This is a genomic window from Parafannyhessea umbonata (assembly GCF_900111255.1).
GTDB classification, from domain to species: Bacteria; Actinomycetota; Coriobacteriia; order Coriobacteriales; family Atopobiaceae; genus Olsenella_J; species Olsenella_J umbonata_A.
This window is the reverse complement of record NZ_FOGP01000007.1, coordinates 35,210-50,239: the sequence shown is the minus strand read 5'-3', so window position 1 is coordinate 50,239 and position 15,030 is coordinate 35,210. Positions and strand designations below refer to the sequence as shown.

General features: G+C 64.7%; 16 protein-coding genes and 1 other RNA gene. 2 read left to right on the top strand and 15 right to left on the bottom strand.

Annotated elements, in window-relative coordinates; all coding sequences use genetic code 11:
- Positions 1-8: 8 nt before the first annotated feature.
- The 8 genes from glmS to BMY31_RS08220 form a co-directional block, all read right to left on the bottom strand.
- Entirely contained in the window at positions 9-1,856 is a 1,848-nt protein-coding gene (glmS, locus tag BMY31_RS08255) for a glutamine--fructose-6-phosphate transaminase (isomerizing) (protein WP_078687766.1), read from the bottom strand.
- Positions 1,857-2,050: 194 nt separating this feature from the next.
- Entirely contained in the window at positions 2,051-3,388 is a 1,338-nt protein-coding gene (glmM, locus tag BMY31_RS08250; protein ID WP_091009742.1) for a phosphoglucosamine mutase, read from the bottom strand.
- A gap of 137 nt (positions 3,389-3,525) precedes the next feature.
- Entirely contained in the window at positions 3,526-3,921 is a 396-nt protein-coding gene (rpsI, locus tag BMY31_RS08245; RefSeq protein ID WP_078687768.1) for a 30S ribosomal protein S9, read from the bottom strand.
- Positions 3,922-3,924: 3 nt separating this feature from the next.
- Entirely contained in the window at positions 3,925-4,365 is a 441-nt protein-coding gene (rplM, locus tag BMY31_RS08240; RefSeq protein ID WP_078687769.1) for a 50S ribosomal protein L13, read from the bottom strand.
- A 185-nt stretch (positions 4,366-4,550) separates the two neighbouring features.
- The gene (locus tag BMY31_RS08235) at positions 4,551-5,447 is read right to left on the bottom strand and encodes a patatin-like phospholipase family protein (RefSeq protein ID WP_091009740.1); all 897 of its coding nucleotides are present in this window, start codon (positions 5,445-5,447) and stop codon (positions 4,551-4,553) included.
- Positions 5,448-5,564: 117 nt separating this feature from the next.
- A complete protein-coding gene (locus tag BMY31_RS08230) occupies positions 5,565-6,746 on the bottom strand; it encodes an ABC transporter permease (protein WP_091009738.1) in 1,182 nt (393 codons plus the stop codon).
- Positions 6,733-7,908, bottom strand: coding sequence for an ABC transporter permease (locus BMY31_RS08225; protein WP_078687772.1), 1,176 nt, complete (start codon positions 7,906-7,908; stop codon positions 6,733-6,735). Before BMY31_RS08225 ends, BMY31_RS08230 begins: the two co-directional genes overlap by 14 nt.
- A 10-nt stretch (positions 7,909-7,918) precedes the next feature.
- Positions 7,919-8,869 carry an ABC transporter ATP-binding protein gene (locus BMY31_RS08220; RefSeq protein ID WP_091009735.1) on the bottom strand — a complete coding sequence of 317 codons (951 nt, stop codon included), beginning with the start codon at positions 8,867-8,869 and terminating at the stop codon, positions 7,919-7,921.
- A gap of 142 nt (positions 8,870-9,011) precedes the next feature.
- Here BMY31_RS08220 and BMY31_RS08215 point away from each other — a divergent pair, with 142 nt between their 5' ends.
- Positions 9,012-10,115, top strand: a complete 1,104-nt coding sequence (locus BMY31_RS08215) for a sensor histidine kinase (protein WP_091009733.1) — start codon at positions 9,012-9,014, stop codon at positions 10,113-10,115.
- The gene (locus BMY31_RS08210) at positions 10,112-10,744 is read left to right on the top strand and encodes a response regulator (protein ID WP_078687775.1); all 633 of its coding nucleotides are present in this window, start codon (positions 10,112-10,114) and stop codon (positions 10,742-10,744) included. The genes BMY31_RS08215 and BMY31_RS08210 overlap by 4 nt, the downstream gene beginning before the upstream one ends.
- Here the strand turns inward: BMY31_RS08210 and BMY31_RS09055 are convergent.
- The 7 genes from BMY31_RS09055 to BMY31_RS08175 all read right to left on the bottom strand — a co-directional run bounded on the left by BMY31_RS09055 (position 10,741) and on the right by BMY31_RS08175 (position 14,943).
- On the bottom strand, positions 10,741-11,046 hold the full coding sequence (locus tag BMY31_RS09055) for a hypothetical protein (RefSeq protein ID WP_374057313.1): 306 nt from the start codon (positions 11,044-11,046) through the stop codon (positions 10,741-10,743). The two genes, BMY31_RS08210 and BMY31_RS09055, sit on opposite strands and share 4 nt — an antisense overlap.
- A 334-nt stretch (positions 11,047-11,380) precedes the next feature.
- Positions 11,381-11,742, bottom strand: a transfer-messenger RNA (tmRNA) gene (ssrA, locus tag BMY31_RS08200).
- 109 nt (positions 11,743-11,851) lie between these two features.
- Positions 11,852-12,583 carry a YoaK family protein gene (locus BMY31_RS08195; RefSeq protein WP_091009727.1) on the bottom strand — a complete coding sequence of 244 codons (732 nt, stop codon included), beginning with the start codon at positions 12,581-12,583 and terminating at the stop codon, positions 11,852-11,854.
- A gap of 158 nt (positions 12,584-12,741) precedes the next feature.
- A complete protein-coding gene (locus BMY31_RS08190) occupies positions 12,742-12,879 on the bottom strand; it encodes a rubredoxin-like domain-containing protein (protein ID WP_078687778.1) in 138 nt (45 codons plus the stop codon).
- A 63-nt stretch (positions 12,880-12,942) separates the two neighbouring features.
- Positions 12,943-13,446: a flavin reductase family protein gene (locus BMY31_RS08185; RefSeq protein ID WP_078687779.1), complete on the bottom strand. Its 504-nt coding sequence runs from the start codon at positions 13,444-13,446 to the stop codon at positions 12,943-12,945.
- Between the two features lie 152 nt (positions 13,447-13,598).
- Positions 13,599-14,066: an SsrA-binding protein SmpB gene (gene smpB / locus BMY31_RS08180; RefSeq protein WP_078687780.1), complete on the bottom strand. Its 468-nt coding sequence runs from the start codon at positions 14,064-14,066 to the stop codon at positions 13,599-13,601.
- On the bottom strand, positions 14,059-14,943 hold the full coding sequence (locus tag BMY31_RS08175; RefSeq protein WP_091009724.1) for a hypothetical protein: 885 nt from the start codon (positions 14,941-14,943) through the stop codon (positions 14,059-14,061). Before BMY31_RS08175 ends, smpB begins: the two co-directional genes overlap by 8 nt.
- Positions 14,944-15,030 lie beyond the last annotated feature (87 nt).

Here is a 15,030-nt window from a genome sequence, read left to right as displayed (position 1 = left end):
AATAACCCCTACTCAACCGTAACGGACTTAGCCAGGTTGCGCGGCTTGTCGACGTCGCAGCCACGGCTGCGGGCGACGTAGCGGGCAAGCAGCTGCAGGTGGACGATGGCCACCAGAGGAACGATCCACTCCTCGGGACAGGGCGGGATCCAGAGCGTGTGCTCGCAGAGCTTCGCGACGCGCTCGTCCCCGTCCGTCGCGACCGCGACGACCATGGCGCCGCGGGCGATGGACTCCTCGATGTTGGAGACCGTCTTGTCGTGAACGTGGTCCGCCGGGACGATGGCGACCACGGGGAAGCCGGGCTCGAGCAGGGCGATGGGGCCATGCTTCATCTCGCCTGCGGGGTATGCCTCGGCATGCAGGTAGCTAATCTCCTTCAGCTTAAGAGCGCCCTCGTATGCCGTCGTCGAGTTGACACCGCGGCCCAGGAACAGCGCGCTCTTGGCGTTGCGGAACACCTGGGCGGCCTGCTTGTCCTGCCAGCGGCGGCTGATGACCTCGCTCATGAGGCCAGGAACCTGCTCGAGGTTCGCGAAGTGGCCGCGCACGCTGTCGGAATCCATGGTGCCCTTGGCCTTTGCGATCCTCAGGGCAAGAAGCGCGGAGGCGACCATCTGCGCGGTGTAGGCCTTGGTCGAGGCGACGCAGACCTCGGGGCCCGCCTGGATGTACATCGTGCCGTCGCTCTCGCGGGCAGCGGAGGACCCCAGGACGTTGGTGATGGCGAAGACCTTGCAGCCCATGGCCCTCATGCGGCGCGCCGCGGTGAGGGTGTCGGCGGTCTCACCGGACTGAGTGATGATGACGCAGAGCGTGTGCTCGGTAACGAGCGGCTCCTTGTAGTTGAGCTCGGAGGCGTACTCGCAGAAGACCGGCACCTTGGCCCAGTCCTGAAGCAGCTCGCGAGCGATGAGGCTGACGTGATACGAGGTGCCGCACGCGACCATGTAGACGCGATCGATGGCCGCGAGCTCCTCCTCGGTCATATCGAGCTCGTCGAGCTCGATGCCGTGCTTGCCCAGGCGGTCCTTCAGCAGGCGCTCGATGGCCGCAGGCTGCTCGGAGATCTCCTTTGCCATGAAGTCGGAGTAGCCGCCCAGCGTGGCCGCCGAGGCGTCCCAGTCGATGTCGAGGGTCTTGGGATGGTCGACGCGGTTGCCGTCTCGGTCCTCTACGACAATGCTGCCGTCCTCGTGGAGCACGGCGATGTCGTGGTCGTCAAGCTGGATGCAGTGCGACGTGACCCGGGCAAGCGGCATGACGTCGGAGGCGGCGTAGGCGCCGTCCTCGGTCGAGGCGACGACCAGGGGGGAGGCGTTCCTGGTCACCACGAGCTCGCCGGGGCAGTCCGCGCAGGTGACGGCAAGGGCCCACGACCCCTCGAGCCTGTCGCAGGCGTTGCGCACGGCAGCGGCCAGGTCGCCCTTCGCGGGTCCGTTCCAGGCGTCCTCCACCAGGTGCGCGACGACCTCGGTGTCCGTATCGCTCTTAAAGCCGTGGCCCTCGGCCATGAGCTGGCGCTTGAGCTGCTCGTAGTTCTCGATGATGCCGTTATGGACGACGGCGATGCGACCGTCGCAGCTGGTGTGCGGGTGGGCGTTCTTGTCCGTCGGGGCGCCGTGGGTTGCCCAGCGCGTGTGCCCGATGCCGGTGGTGCCCACCAGGTTGGCAGCCTCGCAGCGCTCGCGCAGGGCGGCAACGCGGCCAGCGACCTTTACCAGGTGAAGGTTGTTGTCGGGAGAGAGCACGGCAACGCCCGCGGAGTCGTACCCGCGGTACTCGAGCGTCTGGAGACCATAGAGAAGGAAGTCCACCGCCTGCTTCTTGCCGGTGTAACCGACGACTCCGCACATGTTGTTACCTCCTGGGTTATCCCTGCCGCCCATAAGGCGGCATTGCATACTAGCTCTTCATTCTACCAGCGAGGTGTTATCGCTGCGACAGCGCCACAAAAAGACATGCCACACGCGAGAAGGGCATGCCACCAGCTGGGAGGCACGCCCTTCTCGCGAAAGCGTCACTATGCGCAGCGTCTCGAGCGGCGGAGCTACTCCTTGTAGGGCTCCAGCGCCTTGATGACGATGGCGTCCGCCTGCTGGCAGAGCTCGTCGGTGGGTGCCTCCGCGAGGACGCGGATCAGGGGCTCGGTGCCGCTCGCGCGCACGAGGACGCGACCATTGCCCTCGAGGAACTTCTCGGCCTCGGCGACCGCCGCCTTGATGTCGTCGGAAGCCATGACCGCGTCCTTGTCCTGAACGCGAACGTTGATCAGGAGCTGCGGGTACAGCTTGACGGGGCGGGTGAGCTCGGAGAGCTTCTCGCGCTCGGCACGCAGCACCTCCATGATGCGGAGGCTGGTCATGATGCCGTCTCCGGTCTTCTCGAGGTCACCGAAGATGATGTGGCCGGACTGCTCGCCGCCCAGGGTGTAGCCGTTCTCCATCATGCAGGCCCAGACGTTCTTGTCGCCCACCGCGGTCGCCTCGTGGCCGATGCCCGCGGCCTCGAGCGCCTTGAAGAAGCCGAAGTTCGACATGACCGTGGGAACGACGACGTTCTTGGCAAGGCGGCCGTGCTTGGCGAGGTACGTCGAGCACACGTAGAGGATGAGGTCGCCATCGACCACATGGCCGCGCTCGTCGACGGCCAGGCAGCGGTCGGCGTCGCCGTCGTAGGCAAATCCGACATCGAGGCCGTTCTTGACAACAAAGTCACGCAGGCGCTCGATGTGGGTGGAGCCGCAGTCGACGTTGATGTTGAAGCCGTTGGGGGCGTTGTTGATCACGTGGGTCTCGGCGCCCATGGCGTCGAAGACGGGGCGGGCCACCGAGGACGCCGCGCCGTTCGCGCAGTCCAGGCCGACCTTGACGCCCTGCATCGAGAAGCCGCATGACGAGATCAGGTGGGCGATGTAGCGGTTGCGGCCCTGCATGTAGTCGACCGTGCAGCCAATGGAGTCGCCGGTTGCCAGGGGCACGTCGAACTCGCCGTCGATGTAGGACTCGATCTTCTCCAGAACGTCCTCGTCCATCTTGTAGCCGTCGGTGTTGACCAGCTTGATGCCGTTGTCGTAGTACGGGTTGTGGCTCGCGGTGATCATGATGCCGCAGTCAAAGCCGCCGTCGGCCGTCTCGTATGCCAGGCCCGGCGTGGGGATGACGTGCAGCATGTAGGCGTCGGCTCCCGACGCCACGAGGCCAGACACCAGGGCGCTCTCGAACATGTAGCTCGACCTACGCGTGTCCTTCCCCAAGATGATGCGGGCCTTCTTGCCCTCGCGGGCACCGTAGTACCAGCCGACAAAGCGACCGATCTTGTAGGCGTGATCGACGTTCAGGCCCTCGTTTGCCTTGCCGCGAAAGCCGTCCGTTCCGAAGTACTTCATTTCGCTCCCCTTCTGGTTGCGAACACTTGCTCACGTTTGGCGCGTCAACGAGGCCGCGTCAAACGTATGGTGACAGAAAAGGGGCCTGCCGAAAAGAATCGACAGGCCCCCTGACAGGTATCTGTGACCCAAAGGCCTTAGCGCTTGGAGAACTGCGGGCGCTTGCGAGCCTTCTTCAGACCGTACTTCTTGCGCTCGACCGCACGGGCGTCGCGGGTGAGGAAGCCAGCCTTCTTGAGGTCGGCGCGGTACTCGCCAGCCTCGAGGAGAGCGCGGGCGATGCCCAGGCGCAGGGCGCCGGACTGGCCGTTGATGCCGCCGCCGTCGCAGTTGGCGAAGACGTCGAAGCGATCGACGGTGTCGGTGACGCGGAAGGGAGCGAGAGCGTTGTCGACGAGCTGCTGACGACCGAAGTAGTTCAGAGCGTCGCGACCGTTAACGGTAACCTTGCCGGTGCCGGGAACGAGGCGCACGCGAGCGGTGGCCTCCTTACGACGGCCGGTGCCGGTGTAGACAGCGGAGTTGTCAGCCATCGGTTAAGCCTCCAGATCAATCTTAACGGGGTTCTGTGCAGCGTGCGGGTGCTCGGGGCCAGCGTAGACCTTGAGCTTGGTGGCCTGCTGGCGACCAAGGGTGGTGTGGGGAAGCATGCCCTTGACAGCGTGCTCGATGACGCGCTCGGGGTGCTTGGCCATAGCCTCCTTGAAGGACTCGGTCTTGAGGCCGCCGAGCCAGCCAGAGTAACGCCAGTACTCCTTGTGATCTGCCTTGACGCCGGTAAGCTGGACCTTGTCGGCGTTGATGATGACCACGAAGTCACCGGTGTCGGTGTTCGGGGTGTACTGGGGCTTGTTCTTGCCACGAAGAATCATGGCAGCCTTCGTTGCAAGGCGGCCAAGAGTAGCGCCCTCGGCATCGATGAGAACCCAGTTGCGCTGGACCTCACCCTTCTTGGCGAAACGAGTCGACTTGTTCACTTGACTCCTCCATGTACCTACGAAATGAGAACTGCTTTTTCCTTGAGATTACGGGGCTCAGTGGAAAAGCCTAAGAAGTATACAACAGCGCCCGCAGGTACGTGGCAAAACACCACATTCGTCCACAAAATGTCGAGAAGGACGTCTCGTACGCCCTTCTCGCCCTTCTTGGCCATGCGCCGCGGCTACGCCTCGTGGCCGATGAACGCCGATATCTCCTCGATGCGTCGGGCTGCTTGCTGGCGTCCCTGGATGTAGAGGGAGTGCAGGGCCCCACCGTCCGCGCCCCTGACGTCGACCGTCACGGGCTCCTCGGGAGCAATGACCAGCACGCGCGAATCCTCCTGCTCCTCCATCTCGAACAGGCGCCTGCGCTGCTCGTTGTAGCGCAGGTGGCGCGTCTCGAGCGCATGGGTGAAGTAGGGGTAGTTGTCGTAGCGGTGGGAGCGCAGGATGAGGCCCTCGTTCCCCAGGTCCTTCTGGTAGCCTCGCTCGCGCGTGAGGACAACGACGGCCTTTTGCGCGCCCCCGTATCCCTCGACCTCGTTCGCGCCCTCGAGCCCGAGCGCCGCCTCGTACGGGATGGAGTCCGTGGTGCCGCCGTCCAGGTAGCGCCCGCCGTCGACCTCGACCATCTGCGAGACGCCGGGCATCGAGGCCGATGCGCGCACCTTGAGGACGTCCTCGGGAAGGCTCTTGCACTCGAAGTACTCCGGCGTGCCGAACACGACGTTCGACGCGACGGCGAACATGCGCATGGGGCTTTCGTTGAAGCGGTCGTTGTCGCAGGGGTCGAGCACGTTCTGGACCTCGTCGAACATGAACTCGCTTCCCGCCATGTTGCCCGTGGTCAAAAACGACCAGAGCGACATGAACCGTCGGTCGTCGCGAAACGCCAGCATGATGCGGGCGACGCGTCCGATCTGGTGGCTCTTGAAGCTCAGGGCGCTGATGGCTCCGGCCGAGACGCCCCAGACGCTCGAGAAGTCATATAGCCCGTGCTCCATCAGGACGTCGGTGACGCCCGCGGTGAACATGGCGCGAAACCCGCCGCCCTCGAGCACCAAAGCGTTGTTGGTCATGCGAACCTCCGTGCGAAAGGGCGCCCCGTGGGGCGCCCGGAAAACGTTTCGTGGTGAGGTCATTATCCCCACTTTATGTGACGCGTTTCAAACCAGCGCGGGTCGCGACGCGAACAACTAGGAGCGCTGCAGACGCGCCCTGCCGACGACAAACGCGACGATCACGAAGACGATGGCGTAGAGGGACACGATGCCGAGGCACCCCCACATTTCCACGCCCGCCTCGGTGTAGGCCGTCTCGATCCCGAGGACCTTGTCTATCGCCTGGGTGGCCCAGAACGACGGGGCCAGGTGAGCTACGGAGAGGATGCCGTCGCCGACGATGGACAGGTCGATCCACGCCCCGCCCATGAACGACATCACCATGCCGCCGACGTTCGCGAGAGCGTTGGCGAGCTCTTCTCCCACGCCCATCTGGCCCAGGAGGAATCCGACGCCGACTGAGACCATGGCGTACGCAAGGCTCGGGAGCGACAGCAGCGCGGCCGTTGCCGGGGCGTTGGCGACGAGGGCCTGGCCGTAGAACGCGAGGCCCACGATGACGACGAACGCCCACGCGACGAGGCCGGCCACGACGCAGGCGGCGAACTCCTGAAGGCTCCTGGAGAAGGAGGTGGTGGGGGCCGCAAGGAGGCGCCTGCGCACGTCGTCGCCGTTGAGGGACTTCATCAGCACTGCGATGCACACCGCGCACGAGCAGAAGAGCGGGTACTCGGTCCACATGAAGTACTGGACGAGCGCCTCTGAGACGCTGGAGTCGCCCGTGTCGACGATGGAGACGTCGGCCTCCCGGGACATCGCGTCGGAGGCCAGGCGCGCGACCTCCTCCTGGTCGGCGCCGGTCGCAGACGCGTAGCCATAGAGCGACTGGAGGTACTGCTTGACCTTGATGTCCATCAGCGAGCCAGCCGCGCTCTGGTAGCTGATGACCGTGCGGAGCGCCGGGGCGTCCTGGCCGTCGGCGGCCGCGGACATCAGGTCGTCGCCGTAGCCCTCGGGAATCACGAGTATGTAGGAGGCGGCATCCTCGGCCGTGGCGTCCTGAATGGCACGCTGGCTGTCGTCGACCTGGACCTCGGTGCCGCTTCCACTCACGTACGTGGCGATCGAGCGGGAGATCTGCGAGCCATCACGGTCGATCACGGCGACGTTCGGCTTGGCGGCGGTGTACTCGGTAACTCCTCCCGTGTTCGCCTGGGACGAGATGATCACGCCCATCGCCGTCATCATTACGAGGTAGATAAGGACGTAGAGCTTGTGGCGCCAGAGGACGCGCAACGCGGACTTAAAGATTGACATAGCTGGTCCTCCTCATACGAACCGCCGCGACCGAGCCGAGCACGAGCGCCGTGACCAGAAGGGTCGCGCAATGCGCGGCGAAAGGCTCGAGCGAGTCATAGTACATGAGCGAGTAGAAGGCCTGGGAGATCTGGCGAATGGGGTTGGCCGCCGCAAGCAAGGGCAGGTTGTGGGCGACTTGGTCGGAGAGCTGCTGGGAGTAGGTGCCGTACAGCCCCGCGAAGAACGAGAGCACGCAGGTGATGGCCGTCAGGACCCCGCTGCCCGAATCGCTGGCGAAGGTGCCGAAGATGGCGCCGGCCGACGAGGAGACGAGGGAGGCCGCGCCCAGGGCCAGGAGGGCAAGTCCTTCTCGTCCGCCGAAGTCGACGCCCAGAACGAACCGAATGAAGGCAAAGCCCACAGCAAGGCAGGCGTAGCTCGCGAGCCACGCGGCCGCGGTAGACGAGACGAGCACGCGCCAGCGCGGGAACCCGGCCAGGGTCCTGCGGGCACCCAGGGCGGTCGCGTTTGCCTGGGTCTCGCGAATCGCCTTCATGGCCAGGACGGAGCCTATGCCCGCGGCCATGCCGAGCAGCGCGTAGTAATAGCGGACGCTCGCCTTGGGGTCGTTCGCCGTGACCGAGAGCCTTTCGGTCGAAACGGCGTCCGAGCTGAACCTCTGCAGGACGGTGGGGTCAGCCAGGAGCATGGGGTCCTTCTTCGCAAGGTCCTCCATCTCGGAGCGGACGCGGATGTAGGAGTCCAGCACCGACTGGGCCGAGGTGAGCGATCCGGAGCCGAGGCTAAACGAGGCGCGCGGCGACAGGTGGAGCGAGGGGTTCGCGTCCGCGTCAAGGCAGATGTAGCCCGAGACGTCCCCGTCGACCACCTTGCGCTCGGCCTCGGCCACGCTGCCGACGGAGCTGACGTCGAACACGTGCCACTCGTCGCCGTCGTCGTCGACCGATGAGAGCAGCTCGTCGAAGCCGGTTGCCTTGTCGTAGTTCGCGTCGCGAACGACGGCGACGGAGACCGGCTGCAGGCGATATGCCTGCTCGAGCCCCGAGAACATCATCGAGAAGACAAGCGAGAGGATGATGGGAAACGCAAGCGGCCAGAACAGGAGGCTCGGCGAGCGCACTATGGAGAGGAGCGTCGCCTTGAAGTTCGCACGCATCATGGCAGACCCCCTATGCCTCGTCGCGAAGCTCGCGACCGGTTATCTCGAGGAACACGTCGTTGAGTGTGGGCGGCTCGGAGAGCACGCGGCCGTAGCTCACGCCACGATCTCGAAGGACGCCCAGGATGTCGGAGAGGTTGTGGTCTCCCGCGAGGCACTCGACCAGAAGGTGACCGGACGCGTACGTCGCAGCGCGCACGCACGAGAGGGAGCGGACCGCCTCGAGGGTGGCCTCGTCGGGAACAGAGCACCCGACGTTGATCTTCTCACCCGTGCCAACCATGGACTTGAGCTCGTCTGCCGTGCCGGAGGCCACGGTGCGCCCGGCGTCCATGATGGAGATGCGCGTGCAGATCTGCTCGATCTCCTCCATGTAGTGGGAGGTGTAGATGATGGTCGCGCCCTCGCGGTTGAGGCGTTGGATGCCCTCAAGAATCGCGTTTCGGCTCTGGGGGTCAACGGCGACCGTGGGCTCGTCGAAGATGATGAGCTCCGGCTTGTGGGCGATGCCGCAGGCAATGTTCAGCCTGCGTCGGAGACCTCCCGACAGCTTGCTGGGACGGAACTTCTCGAAGTCCCCGATGCCGACGAAGTCGATGGCCTCGTCCACCAACTGCCTGCGGCGCGCGCGGTCCGAGACGTACAGCGCGCAGAATGCGTCTACGTTCTCGCGCACGCTGAGCTCGTTGAACACCGCGACCTCCTGGGGAACCACGCCGACGCGGCGCTTGAGGTCGTAGCTCGTGGGGGTCGCACGCCTGCCGAAGAGCTCGACCTGGCCGTGGTCATAGGAGAGCAGCTGGAGGATGCAGTTGATGGTCGTGGTCTTGCCCGAGCCGTTGGGGCCCAGCAGGCCGAAGACCTCGCCCTCCCCGATGTTGAGGGTCAGATGGTCCACAGCCGTCAGGCTGCCGTAACGCTTGACGAGGTTGTCTACGGAAACGATTGTCGATGCACTCATGTCTTCACCTTTCCTGAGGTTGGCACCATTCTGTCCTCCGGGCCACGCGGGCGGAAGTGAGCGGCGTCACCACTTGCCCCATGACATTTGTCATGGGGCAAGTGGTGACGCAGTCGACGCGCTTCTCCCCTACAATTGAGCCATGGACAGACTCATCGACAAGACGCTCCTGACTGCGGCCTGCACGCTCTTCGCCGTCACCCTCGACGAGCCCGACGCGCCCAAGATCGTCGCGCTCCTTCTGGCGGTGATTGCGTCTGCGGCGTACGAGCTGCTCGAGCCCCATCGCCCCAAGGCCGCCCGTGCGACGTGCGCCCTTGCGCTCCTGCCACTCGCCGTTCCCGGCGCCGCGTTCGGCGCCCCCCTGTTTGCCTACGACCTTGCGCGTCAGAGCCTGGCGCTCTCGATCGCCACGCTCGTCCCAATAGTCCTGTGGGGGCGCGCGGGCGCACTTGGCCTGGCCCCGTGCGCCACGCTGGTCGCGGTCACGCTCCTGTCCGTCGCGCTCTCGCGCAAGACGCAGCGGGCGACCAGCGCCGAGCGGGGCCTCCACGCCCTCGAGGACGACCTTCAGGACAAGGTTCTGGCACTTAGGGAGAAGAACCGCCAGCTCGAGGACGCACGCGTCTACGAGACCAAGGCGGCGGCGCTCGCCGAGCGCACGCGCATCGCCCGTGACATCCACGACAGCGTGGGCCACCTGCTCACGCGTCTGACCCTCCAGGTCGAGGCGCTCAGGGTAATTCACGCCGACGACGGCCAGGTTGTCGACGAGCTGGGCGAGATCGCCTCTGGCGTCAACGCGGCCCTGGACTCCATGCGCTCGAGCGTCCACGCGCTGGCTGACTCGGCCACGGATCTCTCGGTAGAGCTCAACCGACTGGCAAGCGGAAGCGGCATCGCGAACGTCGAGGTCCGCTGCGACCTTCCAGACGACGTTCCCGCGGACGTCACGCGTTGCGTCATCGCGGTCTCTAGGGAGGCCCTGACCAATGCGGCGCGCCATGCGCGGGCCGGCCACGCGACCGTCAGCGTAGCCTCCTATCCCGGCCTCTGGCAGGTCAGCATCACGAACGACGGATCCGTCCCAAGTCCCGGCAGCAATCTCGAGCGTCTGCTCGAGCGGGGCATGGGGCTCTCGTCCATGCGCGAGCGCGTCCAGGCCCTGGGTGGCACGCTGCGCATCTCTTCCTCCGACGGCATGTTCAACGTGTTCGCATCCATCCCCCGAAAGCAGGCATCATGAACGTCCTCATCGTAGATGACGACAAGATCGTCAGCCGCTCCCTCGCGACCATCCTCTCGGTGCAGCCCGACATCGAGATAGCAGGCTGCGGCTCAGACGGCGACGAAGCCGTATCCCTCTTCGACGAGCTTGCGCCCGATGTCCTGCTGATGGACATCCAGATGCAGGGGCGTGACGGGCTTTCCGCGGCCGAGAAGATCCTCGCGTCCCACCCGGACGCGGCGATCGTGTTCCTCACGACCTTCGCCGACGACGAGTACATAGTGCGCGCGCTCAAGATGGGCGCCCGCGGCTACCTCATCAAGCAGGATGTCTCGACCATCGCGCCCGCGCTGAGGTCCGTCATGGGCGGGCAGCGCGTCCTCGAGGGAGAGGTCCTAGAGAAGGCCGTGGCCCTGGGAGCCGGCATCTCACCCGCTCGCGACGAAGGCGCCCTCGCAGGCCTCTCCGAGCGCGAGCGCGACGTGGTTCGCCTGGTGGCAGACGGCCTCGACAACGGGGAGATCGCCCGGGAGCTCTTCATTTCCGACGGCACCGTACGCAATCACATCAGCGCCATCCTCGCCAAACTCAACCTGCGCAACCGCACGCAAATCGCCGTCTTCTACTATCGAAACTGTATGGGCTAGGCCTCGCTCCACCCTACCGGTCGCGTCTTCCGAATCGTCCCCAACGCACAGGGTAGACGGCCCTCGATGAGCTCGACATGCACTTCTCCATAGCCCGCCGCCTGGAGCAGGCTGCAATAGGAGCCCAAGTCCAGCTGTCTTCCGAACTTGACGCCAATGCATCCCAACAGCGCGGAAAGGCCTCGGACAGACCCGTCGTCACGACGGCCCAGGTACGTCGGGATGACGACCATCCCTCCATCCTTGCAGACGCGCCCGAGCTCCACAAGCGCAGCCCGGGGCTCATCGAGCAGATGAATCACGTTGCCGGCGACGACCTTGTCGAAGCCCCGTCGGCAAAGACGTCGTAGACGCCTGCAACGCCATTCCAAAACATATGGGCGCACCCTTCTTCCCGCGCGATCGCCTCTCCATAGAGTTTACGACAGTTAACAATTTGACGTCACGCACGTGAGCCGGAGAGCATCTTCGGCCGGCAGGCGCCGTGACATGCGCGTCGGCGTCGCACGACGAGGCCCGGGCGCTTCTAAAACGCTTGACAACAAAAAGGGCGGAGCAAGGCACAAAGCCTTGCTCCGCCCATACTTCAACGGCTGCCACGACTTTCAGAGAAGTCGCGCCCAGCCCTTCATACGCAGGTGGAGGCGCGGAGAATCGAACTCCGGTCCAAAGCAATCCCCTGGCAGGTGTCTCCAAGCTCAGTTGCCGATTAGATCTCGGGCGCGTCGCGCTCGGTAACCCGCACTCGGCGCCCCAGTTGGTTCAGTCTTATCCCCTGGCATACCAGCTACGTCCAAAGGAGCATCTCCCTAGATGACGTCGCACCGGAAACGGGAGCAATCCCCGGATTGACGGCTGCAATATTAATTAAGCAGCGAGGGCATAGCCCTGGTAAGAATCATTGTCAATTAAATTTGACGGTACCCCTGATTAACGTGGCGAGGAGACCACGGCTTGCTGCCCACCTCAGAATCACCCTGTCGAAACCAGTCGCCCCCATGAGGTGATGGGACCGATTGTCACCATGCGAATGTCAAGGAACGCGCCCAAGAACGAGCGTGGTAGTAGTGTACCCGTCTCGCATCGCAAATGCTAGAGCAGGTTTCGTTACTCGCCGTCGCGTGTGACGCGGCGCCTCCTGCGGGCACGCAGCCACTGGCGCTCCGCCGCCGCGGCCGTGCCAACCTCTCGGTCCCAGTTCATCACCAAAAGTGCGACCACCAGAATGGCACAGCTCACCAGTATGGCGCGAAGACCAACGAGACCCAGCATTCGAGACCCCAGGATGGCGCCGCACACGAAGCAGACGATCGTGCCATAGTGCAGCAGGGAGCTCTCGAGCGCCTTGCGATTCCCGCTGTGGAAGAACTCCGTCAGCCCATGCGTTGCCGCGCGGAGGTTGCCAATGCACATCGTCGTGGCAAAGCCCACGCCGTGAATCTTCCTGAAGGCCTGGACCTGAATGCCGCACGCCAGGGAGGTCATGCTGTTGGCGAGCAGGTTCTGGCTTTCGGGAACGAACGCCACCGTCGCCAGAAGAACCACTTCGATCGCCAGGCAGATCTGCCGCCAATGCGCCCTGATGTTGTGACAGTGGCACCTTACGCCGTGCGCGACGGCAACACCCAGGGCGAAGAACACGACGGGCATGGCGTACTGGATAGTCTGCGCCCACTCGCCCGCGGCCGCGTGAACGCCCAGCAAAAGCAGGTTGCCCGTCTGCGCGTTCGCGAAGACCTTGCCACGGCCCAAATACGAGTAGGCATCCATAAGGCCGCCTGACATGGCAAGCAGGGCGGCAAGCTCAATGGACTCGGACGTTTGCGTGGCACGGCGCATAAGAGAGGATCATCCCCATCATTTCGTTAAGCATTTCTCGGCGCAAGTGGCCGGGGCGACATTGTACGCCGTCCCGGCCATCGATACGAGAATTGTCACGCACTCGTCACGCGTCGTCTTGGGGAGGCGATCATCGCCCGCCCACAAATCCGCCCGAGCTAGTCGTCGGACTTCTCGAACATCTCGGGGCCAACCCCGCACACGGGACAGACGAAGTCCTCGGGAAGCTCCGGGGTGTCGACCTCGACCTCATAGCCACATACGGTACAGACGAACTTGTACTTCTCCTCTGCCATACCCTTCCCCTCTCTCCAGGCCCGACCCAACGGGCCGGACGTCGAACGCCCGAGTCCGGGCGGCTAACCGGTATACGAAGATGCCCGAGGGGGCGTCTTGCCCTTGAGGATCGTGTGGTAGTACGCATAGGTAAGCGGAGGCTCGTCGGAAAGCGACTGCGCATCCACCACCCTGCCGACAAAGATGATGTGCGTCCCCACGTCGAGGGTCTGTACGACCTCGCAGGCAATAACCGCGGCGGCGCAAAGCGGCGTGTAGGGGTCGCCCGTTGCGGCAACCTCGCGGGCTATGCCCTCGAACTTGTCTATTTCGGCCGAGCTCCTGAACCCAAAGCGACCGATGAAGAGCATGTCGGCCTCCTGCGTTATGGGGCAGAGAGCAAAGTGGCCGGCCCTTTGCACGACATCCGCCGTGTGGTTCTGCTTGTTGATCACGACCTCAACCTGAAGGGGCGAGCTCGTAAGCTGGAGCCCTGTGTTGATTACGCAGGCCCCAGTATCGCCATCGGCCTCGGCCGAGACGACATACAGACCGCTCGAGAACCGATGCAGGGCGGACACATCCATAGACGACCTCCTCTTTGGCAGCCATTGAATCTAGTATTCCCGCAAGGCCGCCGACAAGAGCCGCTTCCCCGCGAGCGGCATGAAAAACGGGCGGCAGAGCTCTGTCTGCCACCCGGAGGCGCTCGTCCTTCTCTTTTGCCACGCCTGCCGGCCTAGCGGCTCCGTTCCTTGAGGGCGCGCTGGATGTCGCGGTCAGTCTGCCGCTTCTTAAGGTCGGCTCGCTTGTCGTAGAGCTTCTTGCCTCGACCCAGCCCCAGCTGCACCTTGACGCGGCTGTGCTCGTCGAAGTAGATCTTAAGCGGCACCAGGGCGAGGCCCTTGTTGCGCAGCTTGCCCTCGAGCGTGTCAATCTGCCTGCGATGGAGCAGCAGCTTGCGGCGTCTGTCGGGATCGACGTTCCACACGCCGCCGTGCGAGTAGGGGTGGATGTGAACGTTGAGCATCCACACCTCGCCGTCGCGCACGATGCAGAACGAGTCCGTAATCTGGGCGGAGCGCTCGCGGATGCTCTTGACCTCGGTCCCCGTCAGCACGACGCCCGCCTCGTAAGTCTCCTCGAACTCGTACTCGTGATGGGCGGTGCGGTTCTTTGCGATCAGCTTGATCTCGCGCTTAGGCATCGTCGCCCTCCTTGGCGGCACAGCCGTCCGCGCCGCTCGGGCTCGCCTCGTCGTCTTCCTCGCGAATCAGCTTGAGCAGTGCCATGCAGGCGCCCTCGCCGACCAGGTCGCGCGCCCTGCGCGTGAGGTCGGCCGCAAGGTTGCGGTCCCTCGCGGCCGCAGCGTCGGAGGCGCACAAAAGTAGGCAGACCGCCATCTCTGCGTTGGCGCCGTCGGGGAGCCCCTCCTGCGCCAGCAGGTCGCGAGCCTCGTCGTCGTCGACGGAGTCCGGGTCGTGGTCGGTTCCCGCGGCAAGCTCGAGCGCCGCCTTGAGGGCGGAGTCCTCGACGCCGAACCTGCGTGCGGCGCGCAGCGCGGCCGCAGAGGCCTTTGGCTTTTCGGATACCTGGAAGTACTCCGAGAAGTTCACGAACGCGCGCACCAGGTGGCGCGCGTCGCTCGCGCGCTCGAACACAGAGTAGCTCAGGGCGAGGTACTCGTTGGGGTCTCCCGCCACGCGGTAGAGGTCGGCCAGGTTGAGCCTGTACTCGCAGCCCATGGGGTTCCAGCGCACGGCATGGCGCAGCGCGGCCATCGCGCTGTCGTAGTCGCCGTTGCGCACGCAGGCCAGGGCGAGGTCGCCGTAGAGTCGGTCGAGGGGCTCGCCTACCGACCTCAGCTCGCGCGGGTCGTTCTCGACGCGACGGTAGGCCAGTCGCTCGAAGAGGGACGGGAAGCTGAACCACTGCAGCTCGTCGGTCGTGGGACAGTTGCTGTCCACATACTGCTCCGCGTCCTCCGCCAGACGAGAGAGAAGCTCCTGCGCCTCCTCGTTGTGCCCCTCGACAAGAAGCCCCTCGGCATGAGCCAAGGCATCAGTCATGTTGGTCTCTTCCATATGTCCTCCAGTGCCACCGGATGCCCGGCTGCCGCTTTGGTCGTTCTTCTCGCCTTTCGCGACGGGCGCGTCACATGACGGACGCGC

Bases quoted from the DNA above. Each gene is read 5' to 3' on its own strand.
- glmS (WP_078687766.1), bottom strand. From the start codon at position 1,856: ATGTGCGGAGTCGTCGGTTACACCGGCAAGAAGCAGGCGGTGGACTTC.
- glmM (WP_091009742.1), bottom strand. From the start codon at position 3,388: ATGAAGTACTTCGGAACGGACGGCTTTCGCGGCAAGGCAAACGAGGGC.
- rpsI (WP_078687768.1), bottom strand. From the start codon at position 3,921: ATGGCTGACAACTCCGCTGTCTACACCGGCACCGGCCGTCGTAAGGAG.
- BMY31_RS08235 (WP_091009740.1), bottom strand. From the start codon at position 5,447: ATGACCAACAACGCTTTGGTGCTCGAGGGCGGCGGGTTTCGCGCCATG.
- BMY31_RS08230 (WP_091009738.1), bottom strand. From the start codon at position 6,746: ATGTCAATCTTTAAGTCCGCGTTGCGCGTCCTCTGGCGCCACAAGCTC.
- BMY31_RS08225 (WP_078687772.1), bottom strand. From the start codon at position 7,908: ATGATGCGTGCGAACTTCAAGGCGACGCTCCTCTCCATAGTGCGCTCG.
- BMY31_RS08220 (WP_091009735.1), bottom strand. From the start codon at position 8,869: ATGAGTGCATCGACAATCGTTTCCGTAGACAACCTCGTCAAGCGTTAC.
- BMY31_RS08215 (WP_091009733.1), top strand. From the start codon at position 9,012: ATGGACAGACTCATCGACAAGACGCTCCTGACTGCGGCCTGCACGCTC.
- BMY31_RS08210 (WP_078687775.1), top strand. From the start codon at position 10,112: ATGAACGTCCTCATCGTAGATGACGACAAGATCGTCAGCCGCTCCCTC.
- BMY31_RS08195 (WP_091009727.1), bottom strand. From the start codon at position 12,583: ATGCGCCGTGCCACGCAAACGTCCGAGTCCATTGAGCTTGCCGCCCTG.
- BMY31_RS08190 (WP_078687778.1), bottom strand. From the start codon at position 12,879: ATGGCAGAGGAGAAGTACAAGTTCGTCTGTACCGTATGTGGCTATGAG.
- BMY31_RS08185 (WP_078687779.1), bottom strand. From the start codon at position 13,446: ATGGATGTGTCCGCCCTGCATCGGTTCTCGAGCGGTCTGTATGTCGTC.
- smpB (WP_078687780.1), bottom strand. From the start codon at position 14,066: ATGCCTAAGCGCGAGATCAAGCTGATCGCAAAGAACCGCACCGCCCAT.
- BMY31_RS08175 (WP_091009724.1), bottom strand. From the start codon at position 14,943: ATGGAAGAGACCAACATGACTGATGCCTTGGCTCATGCCGAGGGGCTT.